Raw genomic sequence first — 16,309 nt, forward strand, 5'->3', positions numbered from 1 at the left:
GCTCGCGTCCCGACGCCTCCAGCAGCCGCGCCGTCGCCACCGCCAGGGCCGTGCCGACACCGCAGTGCCCGTAGACGACGAACGGCCCCTCCACCCGCTCGGCGATCTCCTCGGCGAGCTTCGCCGCCAGCACGCCGAACGGGAGGTGCTCCTCGGTCACCCCGACGTCGTGGCCCGGTATCGCCACCGACCACAGCTCCCAGCCGTCGGGCAGCAGATCGGCGACCGGCTGGTAGACGACCGCGCTGCCGCCGCCGTACGGCACGCACACCAGCGTGCCCCGCCGGGACGCGGCCGGTACGGGCACGGTGAGCCGGTGCAGCAGCCGCCGTGGCCCGCGCTCCTCCTCCGACAGTTCCGCCAGCGCCGCCAGGTCCCGGACGGTACGGCAGGTGAACAGGTCCATCACGCCGACCGGCCGCGCCCCGGCCTCCACGAGGGGCTTCCGGGCGAGGGCCACGACCTGGGTGGCGAGCAGCGAGTGCCCGCCGAGGTCGAAGAAGTCCTCCTCGGCGCCGACGGACTCCAGCCCCAGCACCTCGGCCCACACCCCGGCCAGCACCAGCTCCGCCGGGGTCGCCGGCGCGACCGCGGCGCCCGCGTCGCGGCGCAGCCGCGGCACCGGCAGCGCCCGGCGGTCCAGCTTGCCGTTGGGCGTCAGCGGCAGGGCGGGCAGCGCGGTGAACGAGACGGGCACCATCCACTCGGGCAGCCGCCGCCGGAGCTCCGCCCGCACCGCCTGCGGGTCGAGATCCCCGTCGTCGCCCTCCCCGGCGGGCACCACGTACGCCGCGAGGCGCCGGTCCCCGGGCGTGTCCTCGCGGACGACGACCGCGGCCTCGGCCACGTCCGGCAGAGCGCGCAGCGCCTCCTCGATCTCCCCCGGCTCGATCCGCACCCCGCGCAGTTTGACCTGCTGGTCCATCCGGCCGAGGTGTTCCAGCGCCCCGTCGGGACGCCGTCTGCCGAGGTCGCCCGTCCGGTACAGCCGCGCGCCGGGCGGCCCGTACGGGTCCGGCACGAAACGGGCGGCGGTCAGTCCCGGGCGCCGGTGGTAGCCGAGGGCCACACCCGTGCCGCCGATGTGGATCTCACCCGGAGCGCCCGGCGGGACCGGCCGGAGCGCGCCGTCCAGGACGTACAGCCGCACGTTGTCGATGGGACGGCCGATCGGCACGGTGTCCGGCAGGCCCTCGCACTCCCACGACGACACGTCGACCGCGGCCTCGGTCGGACCGTAGAGATTGGCCAGCGCGCAGTCCGGCAGCAGCCCGCGGAACGTCCGCGCGGTGTCCGGGGGCAGCGCCTCGCCGCTGCACACCACCCTGCGCAGCGCGGTGCAGCGCTCCACGCCCTCCTCGGCGAGGAACGGCGGGAGCATCGAGGGCACGAAGTGGGCGACGGTGACGGACTCGGCGCGGACGACCTCCTGGAGGTAGGCGGCGTCCTTCTGGCCACCGGGCCGGGCGAGCACCAGCCGCGCGCCGGTCATCAGCGGCCAGAACAGCTCCCACACCGAGACGTCGAAGCCGGCCGGCGTCTTCTGCAGCACCCGGTCGTCCGGCCCGATGGGATAGCTCCGCTGCATCCACAGCAGCCGGTTGACGATGGCCCGGTGGGTGTTGGGCACCCCTTTGGGGCGGCCGGTGGAGCCGGAGGTGTAGATCAGGTAGGCCGGATCGTCCGGCACCGGGCCCGGCGTGGTGGGAGCGCTCCCGCGTGGGCCGGCCGCAGCGCCGGCGAGATCGGCCTTCCCCAGCGGGAGGACGGTCGCCCGGCACCCCTCGGGCACGGTCACCCCGTCCCCCGCCAGCAGGACCCGGGCCCCGCTGTCCTCCAGCATGAACGCCAGCCGGTCGGCCGGGTACTCGGTGTCCAGCGGCGTGTAGCAGGCCCCGGTGCGCATCACCGCGAGCAGCGCGGCGACCAGCTCCCGCGAGCGTTCGGCGCCGACGGCGACCACGTCACCGGGGCCGGTACCCGCCGCGGTCAGGCGGGCGGCGATACGGTCGGCGGCCGCGTCGAGTCCGGCGTACGTCAGGGTCCCGTCCTCTGCCGTCACGGCCGTCGCGGAGGGGGTCCGCGCGATCTGCTCGGCGATCAGGGAGACCAGTGTCGCCCCGGTGGGCTCCGTGTCGGTGCCGTTGAAGTCCTCGGTCTCGAAGACGCGTTCGGCATCCGAGAGGCCGTCCAGCCGGGACAGCGGCACGTCGGGCCGGTCCGCCGCCGCGCGCAGCAGCCGGCCCAGGTGTCCGGCGAGGCGGGCGATGTCCGCCTCGTCGAAGAGGTCGGTGTTGTAGTTGAACGCGCCGCGCAGCCCGTCCGGCCACTCCATCAGGAACAGCTCGACGTCGAAGCGTGTGCCCGCCGCGCGCAGCCCGTACGTCACGGCCTCCAGTGCCCCGGCGGCCGCCTGCCGGCCCGTCGCGTAGTTCTGCACCGCGAGCACGGCCTGGAACACCGGGGAGCGGGAGACGTCGCGCGGCACGTTCAGCTCGGTGACCAGCTGGGCGAACGGCAGGTCCTGGTGCGCGTAGGCCTCCAGGCAGGTCTCGCGGGTGCGGCCCACCAGTTCCGCGAACGACGGATCACCGTCGAGCCGAGCCCGCAGCGGCAGCACATTGACGAACATGCCGACCAGCGGCTCCAGTTCGGGCTCGGGCCGCCCGGCGACGGGGGAGCCGACGGCGAAGTCCCGCTGGCCGCTGAAGCGGGCCAGCAGTTCCTGGAAGGCCGCCAGCATCACCATGTGCACCGTCGCACCGCGGCTCCGCCCGATTCCGGCCAGCCGGTCGAGCAGGTCGCGGTCCACCCGGAATCCGTACCCCGCCCCGTCGAACGTCTGCCGGGCGGGCCGCGGGCGGGCGGTGGGCAGCACGAGCGGCTCCACACCGGCCAGTTCGGCCTTCCAGTAGGCCACGGCGCCGTCCAGCCCGTCGCCGCCGAGCCGGTCGCGCTGCCACTGTGCGAAGTCGCCGTAGGAGACGGGCAGCGGGGGCAGGGGGTCGGCGTCGCCGTCGGCACGGGCGGCGTAGCAGCGCAGGAGCTCGGAGACCAGGATCTCGCTGGACCAGCCGTCCCCGACGCTGTGGTGGACCACCAGCAGCAGGATGTGCTCGTCGGGCGCGAGGCGCAGCAGCAGGGTGCGCAGCAGGGGCCCGGCCACCAGGTCGAACGGAAGGGCGGCCGTCTCGTCGACGAGCCGTGCCGCGTGCTCCTCGCCGTCCGCCGCCACGACGGGCAGCGACACCGGGGCGGGCTCGGCGATCTCCAGGACCGGCCGGCCGTCGTCGGTGGCCGGATACCGGGAGCGGAGCGTCTCGTGGCGGGCCACCACGTCGGTCAGGGCGCGTTCCAGGGCCGCGTGGTCCAGCGGACCGCGCAGCCGCCGGGCGACGGGGATGTTGTACGCCGCGGTGCCCGGCGCGAACTGCTCCATGAACCACAGGCGTTCCTGGGCGAAGGAGAGCGGGGGCACGGCGCCCTCGGGACGCCTCGGGACGGCGGATCGCGGTGCCGCCGTGCGGCCCTGCGTCAGCCGGCGGCTCAGCAGGGCGCGCTTGGCGGCGGACAGGTCCGCGGGGGACGTGCTGGTGTCGCTCATGACGGCGAACCGCTTCCTTCCAGAGGGGCGTCGGCCAGGGAGAGGAGCCCGAGGGCCTCGTCCTCCGAGAGCGCGTCGATCTCGGCCACCAGGGCGGCCTCCACGGCTTGCGCGAACGCCTCCGCGGTCCGGTGGGTGAACAGCGTGCGCAGCGGCACGCTCAGCTCGGCCGCCGCCCGGATCCGGGCGACCACCCTGGTGGCGAGCAGCGAGTGGCCGCCGAGGTCGAAGAAGTCGTCCAGCGCCCCCACGCGGTCGATCTCCAGCACCTCGCCCCACACCTCTGCGACCAGTTCCTCCGCCTCGGTGCGCGGTGCCACGTACGCGTCGCGCAGCTCCGGCCGGCGGTCGGGCGCGGGCAGCGCGGCCCGGTCGAGCTTGCCGTTCGGCGTGAGCGGCAGCCGTTCGAGGACCAGCACCGCGCCCGGCACCAGGTACGGGGGCAGTTCGGCCGCCAGCGCGGCGCGCAGGGCCCGGGGGTCCGGCTCCGGCGCGGCCGGCTCCCCGACCACGTACCCGACCAGGGCGTCGCCCCGGACGACGGCCGCCGCCTCGGCGACACCGGGCAGGCGCAGCAGCGCGTTCTCGACCTCGCCGGGCTCGACCCGGTAGCCGCGCACCTTCACCTGGCCGTCGAGCCGGCCGAGGAATTCGAGCGCGCCGTCCGGACGCCGGCGGACCAGGTCGCCGGTCCGGTACCGGCGGGATCCCGGCGGCCCGTCGGGGTCGGGCACGAAGACGCGGGCGGTGGCGCCCGGACGGCCCGCGTAGCCGAGGCTCAGCCCCGTCCCGCCGAGCACCAGTTCGCCGGAGCCGCCCGGCGGGACGAGAGCGCCGCGCGGGTCGCAGACCGCGGCCGTCACCCCGCCCACCGGGGTGCCGATCGGCGGGCGGGCACGGGTGTCGGCGTCGCCGAGGACGGCGGTGGTGGCGATGATCGTCGTCTCGGTCGGGCCGTAGGAGTTGACCACGCGCACGCCGTCGCCGAACCTCCTGCGCCACGCGGCCACCGCCTCGGCCTGCACCTGGTCGGCCCCGAGGATCAGCAGCCGCAGCGCGGGCGGCCAGGGCACCGCGTCGAGGTCGCCCACCAGCTGGTGCCAGTACGGAGTCGGCAGGTCCATCACCGTGATGCCCTCGGCGTGTGCCGCCGTGAGTTCGTCGGGCAGCGCGGACCCGGCGTCGGCGACGACCAGGGTGGCTCCGGCGCCGAGCGCGGGGAACAGCTCCTCCGCGCAGGTGTCGAAACTGAGCGAGGCGCAGTGCAGCACCCGGTCCGCCGCGGTGATCCCGTACCCCTCGGTCATCCAGCGGACCCGTTCGGCGAGCGCGCGGTGCGGCACCGGGACGCCCTTGGGGGTCCCGGTCGACCCGGAGGTGTAGACGACGTAGGCCACGTCGTCGGCGCACGGGCCGGGCAGCGGACCGGGATCCGCCGCGGCGGTGCCGCGGTCGTCCACGTCCAGCACGCGCACCCCCGCCGGGACGTCGAGGACGCCTCCGCCGCCCGCCGTGACCACGACCGAGGCCCCGCTGTCGGCCACCATGAACGCGAGCCGCGCGGGCGGGTACTCGGGATCCAGGGGCAGATACGCGGCGCCGGCCCGCCACGCCCCGAGCATCGCCACCACGGCGCGCGGACCGCGGGGCAGCAGGATGCCGACCGTGTCGCCCGGTCCCACCCCGTCGGCCACCAGACGCCCGGCCAGCCGTCCCGCCTCGGACCACAGCGCCGCGTAGTCGAGCGACTCGTGCCGGCCCCGCAGTGCCGTCCTCGCCGGCCCGCCGCGCACGACCGCCGCCACCGCGTCGAGAACGGTCGCGGGCCCCGCGGGCAGCGCGGGCCCCCGCCCCGACGCCGCGAGCGCCTCCTCCTCCGCCGCGTCCAGCATCGCCAGCTGCCGGACGGGGGTGTCCGCATCGGCCACGGCACCGCGCAGCAGCGTCTCGAACCAGCGGCCGATGCGCGCCGCACGGTCGGCGCCGAGCAGGTCGGTGCGGTAGCCGAAGACGGCGACCACGTCGTGCCCGTCGCGGCGGACGTCCAGGGTGAGGTCGAACTTGCAGGCCCGGACGCCCGGATCCAGCTCGGTGCAGAGGAGGTCCGCGAAGGACGCGTCCCGCAGCAGTCCGGCGTCCTGGGTGTGGACGGTCAGCAGCGTCTGGAACAGCGGTGTCCGCCCCGGGTCGCGCTCCAGGCGCAGGCTTTCGGCCAGTCGCTCGAACGGGACCGCCTCGTGTCCGAAGGCACCGCCCACGGTGGACCGCGCCCGGCGCAGCAGGTCGGCGAAGGCGGGCCCGCCGGACAGGTCGCCGCGCAGGACGAGCGTGCGCGACAGATAGCCGACGACCCGCTCCGCGTCCGGGTCGCCGCGTCCCGCGGTCGGCACTCCGACACAGAAGTCCTCCTGGCCGGTGAGGCGGTGCAGCAGGGTCTGGTACGCGGCGAGCAGCACCATGAACGGAGTGCAGCGCCGGGCGCGGGCCAGCCCGTCCAGCGCCGGGCCGGCGCCGGTGAGCACCTGCGTGTGGAAGGCGCCCCGGGAGGAGGGGTGTTCGGGACGCGGCCGGTCGAGGGGAAGGTCCAGCACGGGGGCGCCGGCGAGGCGTTCCTGCCAGTACGCGAGCGAATCGGCCGCCTCCGGGCCCCGCGCTCGCGGAGCAGGAGGAGCGGGCGGCGTACAGGGCCGCCAGCTCCTCGCGCAGGATGTTCATCGACCAGCCGTCGGCGACGATGTGATGGACCACCGTGCACAGCACGTGCTCGGCCTCGCCGGTGCGCACCAGCGTCACGCGGAGCAGCGGCCCCGCCGCCAGGTCGAAGCCGCGGTTGGTGCGCTCCGCCAGCAGCTCCTCCAACCGCTGAGGGCATTCCCGCAGGTCAAGGAACTCGATGGTGATGGGAGCGCTCCCATCAACGACCGTGCGCGGATGTCCGTCATCGTCGGGGAAGCGGGTGCGCAGCGACTCGTGCCGCGCCGCCACCTCGTCGAACGCGGCCTGCAGCGCGGGCCGCGACAGCTCTCCGGAGAGCCGCAGCACCAGGGGGATGTTGTACGAAGGGTCCGCGGGATCCATCTGCTGCAGGAACCACAACCGTCTCTGACCATGCGTCATGTGCGGTGACCGGTCGGCCGGCTTGCTCATCGGGCTCCCTTGATGCGCGCGCCGAACGGCGCGGTGCGGTGCTGAGTTCACGCGGGACGTACCGAACGGGACGGAGGAAGGCGGCCGTGGTGACGGCTCGGGCATCACCCTGCACACCGACGAAATCCGGTCAAAGATGGTGCCGGATGTTTTGATGTTAGGAACTGTGCAGGGGCACGTCAATGCACCTCCGCGCAGGAAGAACGGAATCAGACCTTCCAGGCAATCACGGCCGGGCGCTGTCGGAGGGGCGGCCCGCGGCGGCGGAGTGCAGGGCCCGCAGGGCGATCAGCAGGACGCCGATGTCGTCGAGATAGACGGGGTCGGGGATCAGGTCGACCGGGGAGACGGTGTAGATCACCGCCGCCCAGAAGAGGGCCTTGGAGCGCAGCGGCACGCCCGCGTCCATCAGCAGCTTGCGCGCCCGGAACACCCGGACGAGCAGCACGGCCGCGTACACCGCCACCGCCACCGCGAGCACCGCGGCCGCCACCAGCCACGGCCCACCGCCGTCGAAGTCCATCCCGTTCCCCTTCCGGCCCGGTCGTCGCAGCCCCCGCGTCGCGGGGGCGTGCCCGTCTCCCCGCCTTCTACCCCGCCGCGGCCCGACCGTGACCGGCGCCGCGCCGGGACGCGGCCCCCGCTCTGCCCCGGCCGAGGGCCGGGAGGGCTCAGCGGCCCTCGTCCTCCCGTGTGTCGAAGGCTTCCCGGGCACGGGTGATGGCGGGCAGGTTCTCCGACGCCCACGCCAGCAGCACGTCGACGGGGGCCCGCAGGGTCTTGCCGAGCGGTGTGATCCGGTACCTGATCGCCACCGGACGGGTGGAGACGACCTCGCGTTCGACCACGCCGTTCCGTTCGAGCCGCCGGAGCGTCGCGGTCAGCGACTTCTGCGTGACCTGCGGGACGGCGCGGCGCAACTCGTTGAAGCGGCAGGGGCGTTCGCACAGCTCGCCGAGAACGCTGAGCGACCACTTGTCGAGGACCTGATCGAGCAGTTCGCGGTGCGGAGGGCCGATGAGGAGGGCGTCCTCGGTATCCATGGGGAAACCTGGTCTCGTTGAAGTGTCCTTTGTCCACTAAGTAGCTTACGGATACCTACTCAGAGGGAGAACACCGATGACGGTCCAGCACTTCACGCCAAAAGGCATGCTGCAGCCGACTCCGTACCACCACGTGGCCGTCGGCACCGGTACGACGCACGTCCACGTCAGCGGGCAGATCGCGCGCCGGGCCGACGGCACCCCGGTCGCCCCCGGCGACCTGGCCGGGCAGGTCGCCCAGGCGCTGCGCAACACCTCCGTCGGACTGGCGGGCGCGGGCGCGTCGTTCGCGGACGTGCTGCGCCTGACGTTCTACGTGACCCGGTGGAGCCCGGAGAGGATCGGCGACTTCATGACCGGTGTGGAGGGCGTCGCCGACGAGATCGGCCTCCGCCTCCCCATGCCGCCTGCCTCCCTGATAGGCGTCGACCACCTCTTCGAGCCGGATGTGCTCGTGGAGGTCGAGGCGACGGCGATCCTCGGCTGACCGCGGCGCGTGCGCCGCTGCCGGCGGAGCCCCCGGGCCGGCGCGGCACCCCGGGCGCGGCGCCGCCTCGGGCCGCCGCTGCAGGTGCCGCTCGAACTGCCGGTGACGGGCCGGGGCGAGACCTAGTGTTCCGGTACGCCGCTGTCCCACAGGGCAATCCAGGAGGTTTCGACATGAAGAACAAGAGCCGCTCCGCCGTCGGGGGTACCGCGGCCGCTGCCGCGGCCGCCGCGCTCGTACTCGGCGGAGCGGGTGCCGCGTCCGCCCAGCCGTCGCCCAGTCCCCGGCAGATCACCTCGGTGCAGCTCCAGACGCACCTCGCCGAGGCGGTCGCGCAGGAGCGCATGGCGGCGGCCTGTCTGCCGGCCTGCGCCGGCCAGATCGTGTAGCAGTCCCGGCCGAATGACGAGGAGGTGGACATGAACACCGCGGACCGTGCCGGGACGGGCAGGACATGGTGTCCCAGCGGCAAGGCCGACGCGCCGGAGTCGGTGGTGCTCGGCGTGCGTTCCGGGCAGGGCGGCGAGGTCGTGTACCTCGCCGATCCGGTGCCGGCAGGCGACGTCCTCCCGGTCGTCCCGAAGGACGTCGAGCCGACGCGGGTGCTGCGCTTCGCGTCGCACTGCGTCAGCAACTGTCTGCACCGCAGGGGCAACGACTGCACCCTGGTGGAGCGGGTGACGGCGACGCCGGCGGACGAGAACCGGAACGTGCCGCGGTGCCATCTGCGATCCCACTGCACCTGGTGGGCGCAGACCGGTGTGGACGGCTGCCGCCGCTGCCCGGCCGTGGCGACCACCCTCGTCGAAGGGGACGACCTGGGTGTGCTGGTCGCCGACCCCACCGCCACCCGGGAGCAGGTGGACGCCTGGATGGCGCAGGCCGGAGCCGGCGCCCCCGCTTAGCGGCCCGCGGCGATCGGGCCGCCATCGGGGCGCGGGAGACACGTCCCCGTGGGCGGGGCGTCCGGACCGCGTCGGCGGGGCCCGTCCGACGGCTGGGAGCAGCCGTCGGACGGGCCCCGCGGCGGCGCACGATCACAACGGCCGCGGACCTCCGGAGGGCCGACGGCGGTCTCGCGCCGAGGCTCCCGCCGAACATCAGGCACGCCGCGCCACGGCGGCGGGCCCGCGCGGCGAGTACCGCGCGGACCGGGGTGCGGCCCGGCGGCCCGGGCGTGCAGCGCTCATTCCCGTGTTCTGCCCGGTAGGCGCTCTTTCCCGTGTCCTGCCCGGTGTGGGGCACGCCCCGCCCCCGTCCCCTCCCGTCTCGTACGGGACGGTCACGTACCGGTGACGGGTGACGGGTGACGGGTGACGGGTGACGGGTGACGGGTGACGGGCGACGGGGGAGGGGACGGGGACCCGGCCGTCAACAGGTCGCATGTCGGCCGACGTTCGCGGCCGCCTTTTCCGGGCAATCGTCAGGCCGTGTGCGCGAGGACCGCATCCGTGTGCGAAGAAACGTGCAGAAGGACCGTTACATCACCCGTTCACCCACGTGGCGGTGGTGCGTCGGGTGGCGCGACCGGTGGTGCGCCGGTGGCCGGAAATCCCTTTCTGTTGATCGTTCAAGGGGTCCGTGCAGCGCTCAGTGAATGGCAGGGCCACGGCCACCGCACGTACATGCCTGATACAGGCGACAGTTACGCAGATGTCCGCATTCGGTAACGCGGGTCGGCGAGCCCGCCACGGCGGCGGCGGGCGCTGCAGAGTTCGGGTCCTCGGCCCACGACGGGCCGGGAACCCGCACTGCCACCACCGCCCTTCCGGGCGGGTGGGGCACTGTTCCTGAGGAGACAGCACTCATGTCTGCTTCGACATCCGCCCGCCGCATCGCGGCCACCGTCCTCGCCGCAGGCGCCGTCGTCTCGGCCGTCGCCCTGCCGGCCTCGGCACACGACGGCGACCGCGACCGCCACCGCACCCCGCGGGTGGAGATCAGCGCCGTCCAGGCCGACAGCCCGGGGCGTGACAACCGCTCGAACCGGTCGCTGAACGGGGAGTGGGTGGAGATCACCAACAACACCCGCGACGCGATCAACCTGCGGGGCTGGACGCTGCGCGACGAGGACGGCAACCGCTACCGCTTCGGCGACGTCCGCCTCCGCGGCCGCGCCACCGTCCGCATCCACACCGGCGAGGGCCGCGACACCCGCACCGACCTCTACCAGGACCGTCGCGACCACATCTGGGGCAACCGCTCCGACACCGCCACGCTGCGCAACGACCGTGGCCGCACCGTCGACACCGAGTCCTGGGGCGGACGCCACCACCACCGCCACCACTGATCCGCCCCCACGGGACCGGAGCCCGAGCCCGAGTCCGCGCCCGTGACGACGCGACGGGGTCGGAACGGCCTCGTGGACACGGCCGCCCGGCAGGGGACTCCCTGCCGGGCGGCCGTGCCGACTGGGGGCGTGTCGGGGGGCGGGGCGGACGGAGGTCAGCCGATGGTGAGCTCGCCCATCGCGCTCCAGCCCTCGGCGCCGGCGATCGTGGTGCTCACGATGTCCGGGGTGCGGCGCAGCAGGGGGCGCATGGCCTCCAGGCCGGCCCGGAAGTGGTCGGAGCGCACGTGCGCCTCACCGGCGTCGTCCTGGAACGCCTCGACCAGGACGTAGGTGTTCGGGTCGTCGAGGCTGCGCGACCACTCGAACCACAGGTTGCCCGGCTCCTCCCGGGTGGCGCGGGTGAACGCCCCGACCTTCTCGGGCCACTCCTCGGCATGCTCGGGCTTCACGGAGAACTTCACGACGATAAAGATCATCGGGAAACCCTAGACCATTCGCCCGATCCGTTGTATTTCACCCCCGCCGGAAGGTCCGCGCTCATCGCGTTCCCATGTCGTGGGCGGTGCCGTCCGCGACGGCCTTGAGCGGCCATGCCCGCGTATCCCGCCCCCAGGACCACCACGTGGTGCGCCGCTGCCGTGCCGGCCTCGTGCCGTGTGTTCATCGTTCCGTCCTCCTGCGCTCGCCTGCTGACACCCACCGGAGGGGAGCAGGCGGCCCGGACGTGACATGCGCCCGATGTGACGCCCGTCACCGTCGCATGGGGCCCGTCGGACGGCGGCAGCGGAGCCCGGACCGCCGCCCGTGGCCCGTTCTTTCGGGAGGCCGGGGCCGGGCGGCACGCCGGGGAGGGGTGACGGTCCTGCAGCCCCGGGAGTCCGTGGGCGGGCCGCAGCCGCTCGACCCGGGCGCAGCGGTCAGTCGTGCGGGGCCTGGCCCGACACGCGGTGGTCCGCGTGGCTGAGCGCCTCCAGGACCAGGCGGCGCAGATGGCCGTCGCGCAGGCTGTAGTAGACGTGCCGGCCGTCCCGCCGGGTGTCCACCAGGCCCGCGAGGCGAAGTTTGGCCAGGTGCTGGCTGACCGCCGTCCGGGAGGCGGCGCAGCGCTCGGCGAGGGAGCCGACGTCGGACTCCTCCCGGGCGAGCAGCCAGAGCATGTGCAGACGCGTCGTGTCGGCCAGCAACGCGAACACGTCCCGTGCCTCCGCGAGGCGTGCGCTGTCCGGATCCCGCAGATGCGCGCCCGGTGCAGGTGAGGTCGTGTCGCGAGCAGGCATGGGGCCAGCCTAGAGCCATACGGCCCGGAGCCGTCCCGCGGCAGATCCGGGACCCGGGTGCGCCCACGCGGGATCCGGGATCCAGGTGCGCCCGGGGGCGATCTGACATCCACATGTGCGCACGTGCGCATGTGTGGGTATCGTCGTGGAGTCGGACGGCGACCCAGGGGGCCTCTCGTGTTTTCCGTGCTGCGCAACCGCACCTACCGACACCTGTTCGTCGCGCAGGCCATCGCCCTGCTGGGCACGGGACTCGCCACCGTGGCCCTCGGGCTCCTCGCCCACGACCTGGCCGGTGCGGACGCCGGCGCCGTCCTCGGCACCGCACTCGGTATCAAGATGACCGCCTACGTGCTCCTCGCGCCCGTGGTCTCGGCGGTCGCCGACCGCGTTCCCCGGCGCGCCCTGCTGGCCGGCGCCGATCTGCTGCGCGCGGGTGTCGCGCTCCTGCTGCCGTTCGTGGGCCAGGTGTGGCAGGTGTACGCGCTGGTCTTCGTCCTCCAGGCGGCCTCCGCCACGTTCACTCCGGCGTTCCAGGCGGTCGTGCCGGACGTACTGCCCGGCGAACGGGACTACACGCGGGCCCTGTCGCTGTCCCGCCTCGCCTACGACCTGGAGAGCCTGCTCAGTCCGGCGCTGGCGGCAGCGCTGCTCACCGTGATCACCTACAACTGGCTCTTCGTCGGCACCGTCGTCGGATTCGTCGCCTCCGCCGTCCTGGTGGTCTCCGTCGTGCTGCCGAAGCCGGCGGCCGCCGCGCGGGGCCGAGGCGTCCGAGCCGGAGCCGGCGCCGGCATCCGGCTATCGCTCGCCGTGCCCCGGCTCAGGGCACTGCTCGCCCTCGACCTCGCGGTCGCCGCCGCGAGCGCGACGGTCACCGTCAACACCGTGGTCCTCGTCCGGGACGGGCTCGGCCGCTCCACGGCCGCGGTCGCCCTCGCCCTCGGCGCGTACGGCGCCGGATCGATGCTCGTCGCCCTCGTGCTGCCCGGAGCACTCGAACGGCTCTCCGACCGCACGGTCATGCTCACCGGCGGCACGCTGCTCACGGCCGTCTTCACGGGTTTCGCCCCCTTCGTGACCGCAGGAGCCGGCCTGCGCTGGCCTGCGCTGCTGGTCGCCTGGGTCCTCTTCGGCGCGGCGTGCTCGATGGTGCTCACCCCGACCGGGCGCCTCCTGCGGCGCTCGGTGGCTCCCGGGGACCGCACCGCGGTGTTCGCCGCGCAGTTCTCCCTGTCCCACGCCTGCTGGCTGCTGACCTACCCGCTCGCGGGATGGCTCGGCGCGGCGGCGGGGCTCGGCTGGGCGCTCGGCGTCCTCGGCGTCGTCGCGTTCCTCGCCACGGCCGCGGCGGCCCGCCTGTGGCCCCGGCCCGACGGGGAACCGGCAGCCCACCTCCACACGGACCTCGACGCCGGTCACCCGCATCTCAGCGGCGCCGTCCGCCTCCCGGAGGGATGGAGTCACAGCCACGTCCCCACGGGGGACGCACTCCATTCCCCGGCTCACTGAAGCGCGTCCACGCCCCGTACCGAGTGCGCCGCCGCCCATGCCGAAGGCCGGGTACGTCATCACCGGGGCGTCCGAGTCCGAGCGCGACGGTCGCCGAGGACCGCGGCCGGCGGGGAACGTGGTCCCGGCGCGGTGGCCGAGGACCGCGGCCGGCGGGGAACGTGGTCCCGGCGCGGTCGCCGAGGACCGCGGCCGGCGGGAATCGTCTCAGCCGGTGGGGAACGACGTCTTCGTCAGCTCTTCGGAGATCCGCCACACCCGCCGGGCCTCTTCGGCGTTGCGCAGGCGGGAGTACAGCCTCTGTTCGGCCGGCGCGCCCTTGAGGTGTCCGAGGCCGTTCGGTCCGTAGAGGCGGCCGGGCCCGGCTTCGGCGGCCGTGGCGGCGTAGAGGGCGGGGAGCGTCGCGGTGGCGACGGTCCCGAGCAGGATGCCGCGCCCCGACAGGGCGCTGATGAGCCTCCTGCCCGCGGTCTGAGTGCCGCGGCCGACCTCGGGACGCGCGGCGAGCAGGTTGGTCGGGGCGACCCCGGGGTGGGCGAGGTTGCTGGTGATGCCCCAGCCGTGGGCCCGGCTGAGCCGGTCCAGTTCCAGGCCGAAGAGCCCGAACGCGATCTTCGACTGGCTGTACGCCTTCATGCCGGCGTAGGAGCGTTCCCAGTTCAGGTCGTGCCAGTTGATGGCGTTGCGGTTCGCGGCGACGCTGATCTGCGAGGTCACGCGGGCCCGCCCGGCGCGCAGCAGGGGCAGCAGACGGGCCACCAGGGCGAAGTGGCCGAGGTGGTTGGTGCCGAACTGGAGCTCGAAACCGTCGGCGGTCGTCCGCCGGGCGGGTGGGGTCATCACGCCGGCGTTGTTGACGAGGACGTGGAGCGGGCGGCCGTCCTCGCGCAGCGTGTCGCCGAGGGCCGCGACGGAGGCGAGCGAGGACAGGTCGAGGGCGTGGAGGGACACGTCCGCACCGGGGACCGCATGCGAGATCCTGGCGGCGGCCGCCCGGCCCTTGGCGGGATTGCGCACCGGCAGGATCACCTCGGCCCCGGCGGCGGCGAGCCGGGTCGCGAGCCCCAGGCCGATGCCGTCACTCGCTCCGGTGACGAGTGCGCGCCGTCCGGTGAGATCCGGCACGGTGATGTCGACGGTCGTGCGCGGCATGCGTTCCTCCTGGGATCGGTGCGTGAACCGGCGGATCCTGCGGGCGTGCCGGGGTGGGGACGGGATGTCCGGTGGACCCCTTCCTCAATGTAGTCAACGCATACAATGTAGGCAATGACTACAATGGGCGTGCCGTCCGGACTAGGCTGCCGCGCATGAAGAAGCGCCCCTACCACCACGGAGACCTCCGGGCCGCGTTGCTCGAACGGGCCGAGCAGACGCTGCGCGAGCGGGGACCGGGCGCACTGTCACTGCGGGAGCTGGCCCGCGATCTCGATGTGAGCCCTGCGGCGCCCAGCCGTCACTTCAGGACCAAGCAGGCTCTGCTGGACGCGCTGGCCCTCGACGGCTTCGAACGCCTCGTCGACGCCATCGCCGCCTCGCAGGACGGCGCCGACCGGACGTTCGGCGAGCGCCTCGACGCCATGGCCCGGGCGTACGTGGGCTTCGCCGTGGCGAACTCCGCCCTCCTCGATGTGATGTTCTCCGTCAAGCACAGCCCGGAGGCGTCACCCGCGCTCGGGGCGGCCGCACGCCGGTGGATCGAGCAGAGCCTGGAGCTGGTCAGCACCGGGCAGCGGCGGGGCGAGGTCCGTGAAGGGCCGCTGGACCGTGTCGCATTGACGGTGTTCGCGCCGTTGCACGGCTACGTCAACCTGGCGGTGGGCGGCGTGCCCCTGCCCGGCACGGACGAGCGCGGACTCGACGACGTGATCGCGTCCGTCATCCGTGGGTGCCGGCCGGACTGAGCCGTGCCGGGGGCGGTGCCCGTCTTCCAGCCCCCGGCCCGTCACGCCGCGGTGGCGGGCCCGAAGACCTCGGCGTGGTCGGCGACCCACCGGGCGAACGATCGCGGCGGTGCACCGAGGATGTCGGCGACCGATGAGGTGACATGGGCGGGCCTGTCGGTCGCCGACCCCCATGCGGCGAGGAGCATCTCGACGACCTGGCGGGGCCACTGACCCTCCGTCCGGCCGCGGAACTCCTCCGGTGTCAGCTCCGCGAACCTGAGCGGGCGTCCCAGGACGTCCCCGATGATGCCCACCTGGTCCGCCTGGCTCAGTGATGCGGGGCCGGTGAGGACGTGGTCACCGCCTGCGTGTCCGTCGTCGACGAGGGTCCGCGCCACGACGGCTGCGATGTCCCGGTCGTCGACGGGCGCGGTCTCGGCGGCGCCGTAGGGCCAGTGGACGACGTCACCGGTGCGGACGGCGGGTGCCCACCAGGCCGACGCGTTGGAGGCGAACATCCCCGGCCGGACGACCGTCGCCTCGATGCCGGCCGCCGCGACGAGGCGCTCGATCCCGGCGTGGAGCGCCGCCATGGGGTTCGGCTGCTGGAAGAAGGGATGCGGGGTCCGGTGGGGTGACGAGAGGAGGACGACGCGCCGCCCGTGGGCGGCGAGACGCTCGACGGTCGCCGGGGCGGCCGCCGGCGGCGCGGTCCACAGGAGGAAGACGGCGCCGGTGCCCCGCAGTGCCCTGTCGAGCGATGCGGGCACGGTGAGGTCGCCGGTGACGACGTCGACGCCGGCGGGAAGGGCGGCCGCCGGCGCCGCGCGACGCGTGAGGGCGCGGACCGGCACGCCCGCACCGAGGAGTTCGCCGATGACTCCGCGTCCGATCCGGCCGGTGGCGCCGGTGACGAGCACCGGGGGCATGGGGGTCCGTGTCATGAGCGCCTCGCAGGGTCCGGGCAGGCGCGCGCGGCGCACCGTGCCGAGGTGTCGGGAAGGTGTCGGGGTGATCGCCGGCCGTCCGCCTCGTCAGGGGCAGGGGTGACCGGGTCACCCCC

General features: G+C 74.3%; 14 protein-coding genes and 1 pseudogene. 6 read left to right on the forward strand and 9 right to left on the reverse strand.

From position 1 onward, the window contains the following. The 5 genes and pseudogenes from EAO77_RS31730 to EAO77_RS31745 all read right to left on the reverse strand — a co-directional run. On the reverse strand, positions 1 to 3,604 hold a 3,604-nt coding region (locus EAO77_RS31730; RefSeq protein ID WP_147991810.1), incomplete at its 3' end, for a non-ribosomal peptide synthetase. After that, a complete protein-coding gene (locus EAO77_RS31735; protein ID WP_315986123.1) occupies positions 3,601 to 6,195 on the reverse strand; it encodes an amino acid adenylation domain-containing protein in 2,595 nt (864 codons plus the stop codon). The genes EAO77_RS31735 and EAO77_RS31730, both read right to left, overlap by 4 nt. 142 nt (positions 6,196 to 6,337) lie before the next feature. Next, a pseudogene (locus EAO77_RS41120) lies at positions 6,338 to 6,856 on the reverse strand (condensation domain-containing protein); the annotation flags it as partial. Positions 6,857 to 6,977: 121 nt separating this feature from the next. Then, a complete protein-coding gene (locus tag EAO77_RS31740; RefSeq protein WP_147991786.1) occupies positions 6,978 to 7,274 on the reverse strand; it encodes a YkvA family protein in 297 nt (98 codons plus the stop codon). Positions 7,275 to 7,422: 148 nt separating this feature from the next. Next, positions 7,423 to 7,794 (reverse strand): winged helix-turn-helix transcriptional regulator, encoded by a 372-nt coding sequence (locus EAO77_RS31745; RefSeq protein WP_147991787.1) that lies wholly within the window; start codon positions 7,792 to 7,794, stop codon positions 7,423 to 7,425. A 76-nt stretch (positions 7,795 to 7,870) separates the two neighbouring features. On the opposite strand from EAO77_RS31745, the gene EAO77_RS31750 reads away from it, so the two are divergent. The 4 genes from EAO77_RS31750 to EAO77_RS31765 all read left to right on the forward strand — a co-directional run bounded on the left by EAO77_RS31750 (position 7,871) and on the right by EAO77_RS31765 (position 10,571). Next, positions 7,871 to 8,281, forward strand: coding sequence for a RidA family protein (locus EAO77_RS31750; RefSeq protein WP_147991788.1), 411 nt, complete (start codon positions 7,871 to 7,873; stop codon positions 8,279 to 8,281). 173 nt (positions 8,282 to 8,454) lie between these two features. Then, the gene (locus EAO77_RS31755; RefSeq protein ID WP_147991789.1) at positions 8,455 to 8,670 is read left to right on the forward strand and encodes a hypothetical protein; all 216 of its coding nucleotides are present in this window, start codon (positions 8,455 to 8,457) and stop codon (positions 8,668 to 8,670) included. A gap of 30 nt (positions 8,671 to 8,700) precedes the next feature. Next, the gene (locus EAO77_RS31760) at positions 8,701 to 9,186 is read left to right on the forward strand and encodes a hypothetical protein (RefSeq protein ID WP_147991790.1); all 486 of its coding nucleotides are present in this window, start codon (positions 8,701 to 8,703) and stop codon (positions 9,184 to 9,186) included. Positions 9,187 to 10,088: 902 nt separating this feature from the next. After that, on the forward strand, positions 10,089 to 10,571 hold the full coding sequence (locus EAO77_RS31765; protein ID WP_147991791.1) for a lamin tail domain-containing protein: 483 nt from the start codon (positions 10,089 to 10,091) through the stop codon (positions 10,569 to 10,571). A gap of 155 nt (positions 10,572 to 10,726) precedes the next feature. On the opposite strand, the gene EAO77_RS31770 is transcribed toward EAO77_RS31765, so the two are convergent. Together EAO77_RS31770 and EAO77_RS31780 are read right to left on the reverse strand one after the other, a co-directional pair. After that, positions 10,727 to 11,050: a putative quinol monooxygenase gene (locus EAO77_RS31770; protein ID WP_147991792.1), complete on the reverse strand. Its 324-nt coding sequence runs from the start codon at positions 11,048 to 11,050 to the stop codon at positions 10,727 to 10,729. 441 nt (positions 11,051 to 11,491) lie between these two features. Next, the gene (locus EAO77_RS31780; RefSeq protein WP_147991794.1) at positions 11,492 to 11,851 is read right to left on the reverse strand and encodes an ArsR/SmtB family transcription factor; all 360 of its coding nucleotides are present in this window, start codon (positions 11,849 to 11,851) and stop codon (positions 11,492 to 11,494) included. Positions 11,852 to 12,028: 177 nt separating this feature from the next. On the opposite strand from EAO77_RS31780, the gene EAO77_RS31785 reads away from it, so the two are divergent. Then, on the forward strand, positions 12,029 to 13,363 hold the full coding sequence (locus EAO77_RS31785) for an MFS transporter (RefSeq protein ID WP_147991795.1): 1,335 nt from the start codon (positions 12,029 to 12,031) through the stop codon (positions 13,361 to 13,363). A gap of 207 nt (positions 13,364 to 13,570) precedes the next feature. On the opposite strand, the gene EAO77_RS31790 is transcribed toward EAO77_RS31785, so the two are convergent. Beyond that, the gene (locus EAO77_RS31790) at positions 13,571 to 14,515 is read right to left on the reverse strand and encodes an SDR family oxidoreductase (protein ID WP_147991796.1); all 945 of its coding nucleotides are present in this window, start codon (positions 14,513 to 14,515) and stop codon (positions 13,571 to 13,573) included. 155 nt (positions 14,516 to 14,670) lie between these two features. On the opposite strand from EAO77_RS31790, the gene EAO77_RS31795 reads away from it, so the two are divergent. Beyond that, positions 14,671 to 15,264: a TetR/AcrR family transcriptional regulator gene (locus EAO77_RS31795; protein WP_147991797.1), complete on the forward strand. Its 594-nt coding sequence runs from the start codon at positions 14,671 to 14,673 to the stop codon at positions 15,262 to 15,264. Positions 15,265 to 15,305: 41 nt separating this feature from the next. Here EAO77_RS31795 and EAO77_RS31800 read toward each other — a convergent pair whose 3' ends face one another. Then, entirely contained in the window at positions 15,306 to 16,190 is an 885-nt protein-coding gene (locus EAO77_RS31800; protein ID WP_187283504.1) for an NAD(P)H-binding protein, read from the reverse strand. Positions 16,191 to 16,309: the final 119 nt, after the last annotated feature.

It is taken from the genome of Streptomyces sp. T39 (genome assembly GCF_008042045.1).
Taxonomy (GTDB): Bacteria; Actinomycetota; Actinomycetes; order Streptomycetales; family Streptomycetaceae; genus Streptomyces.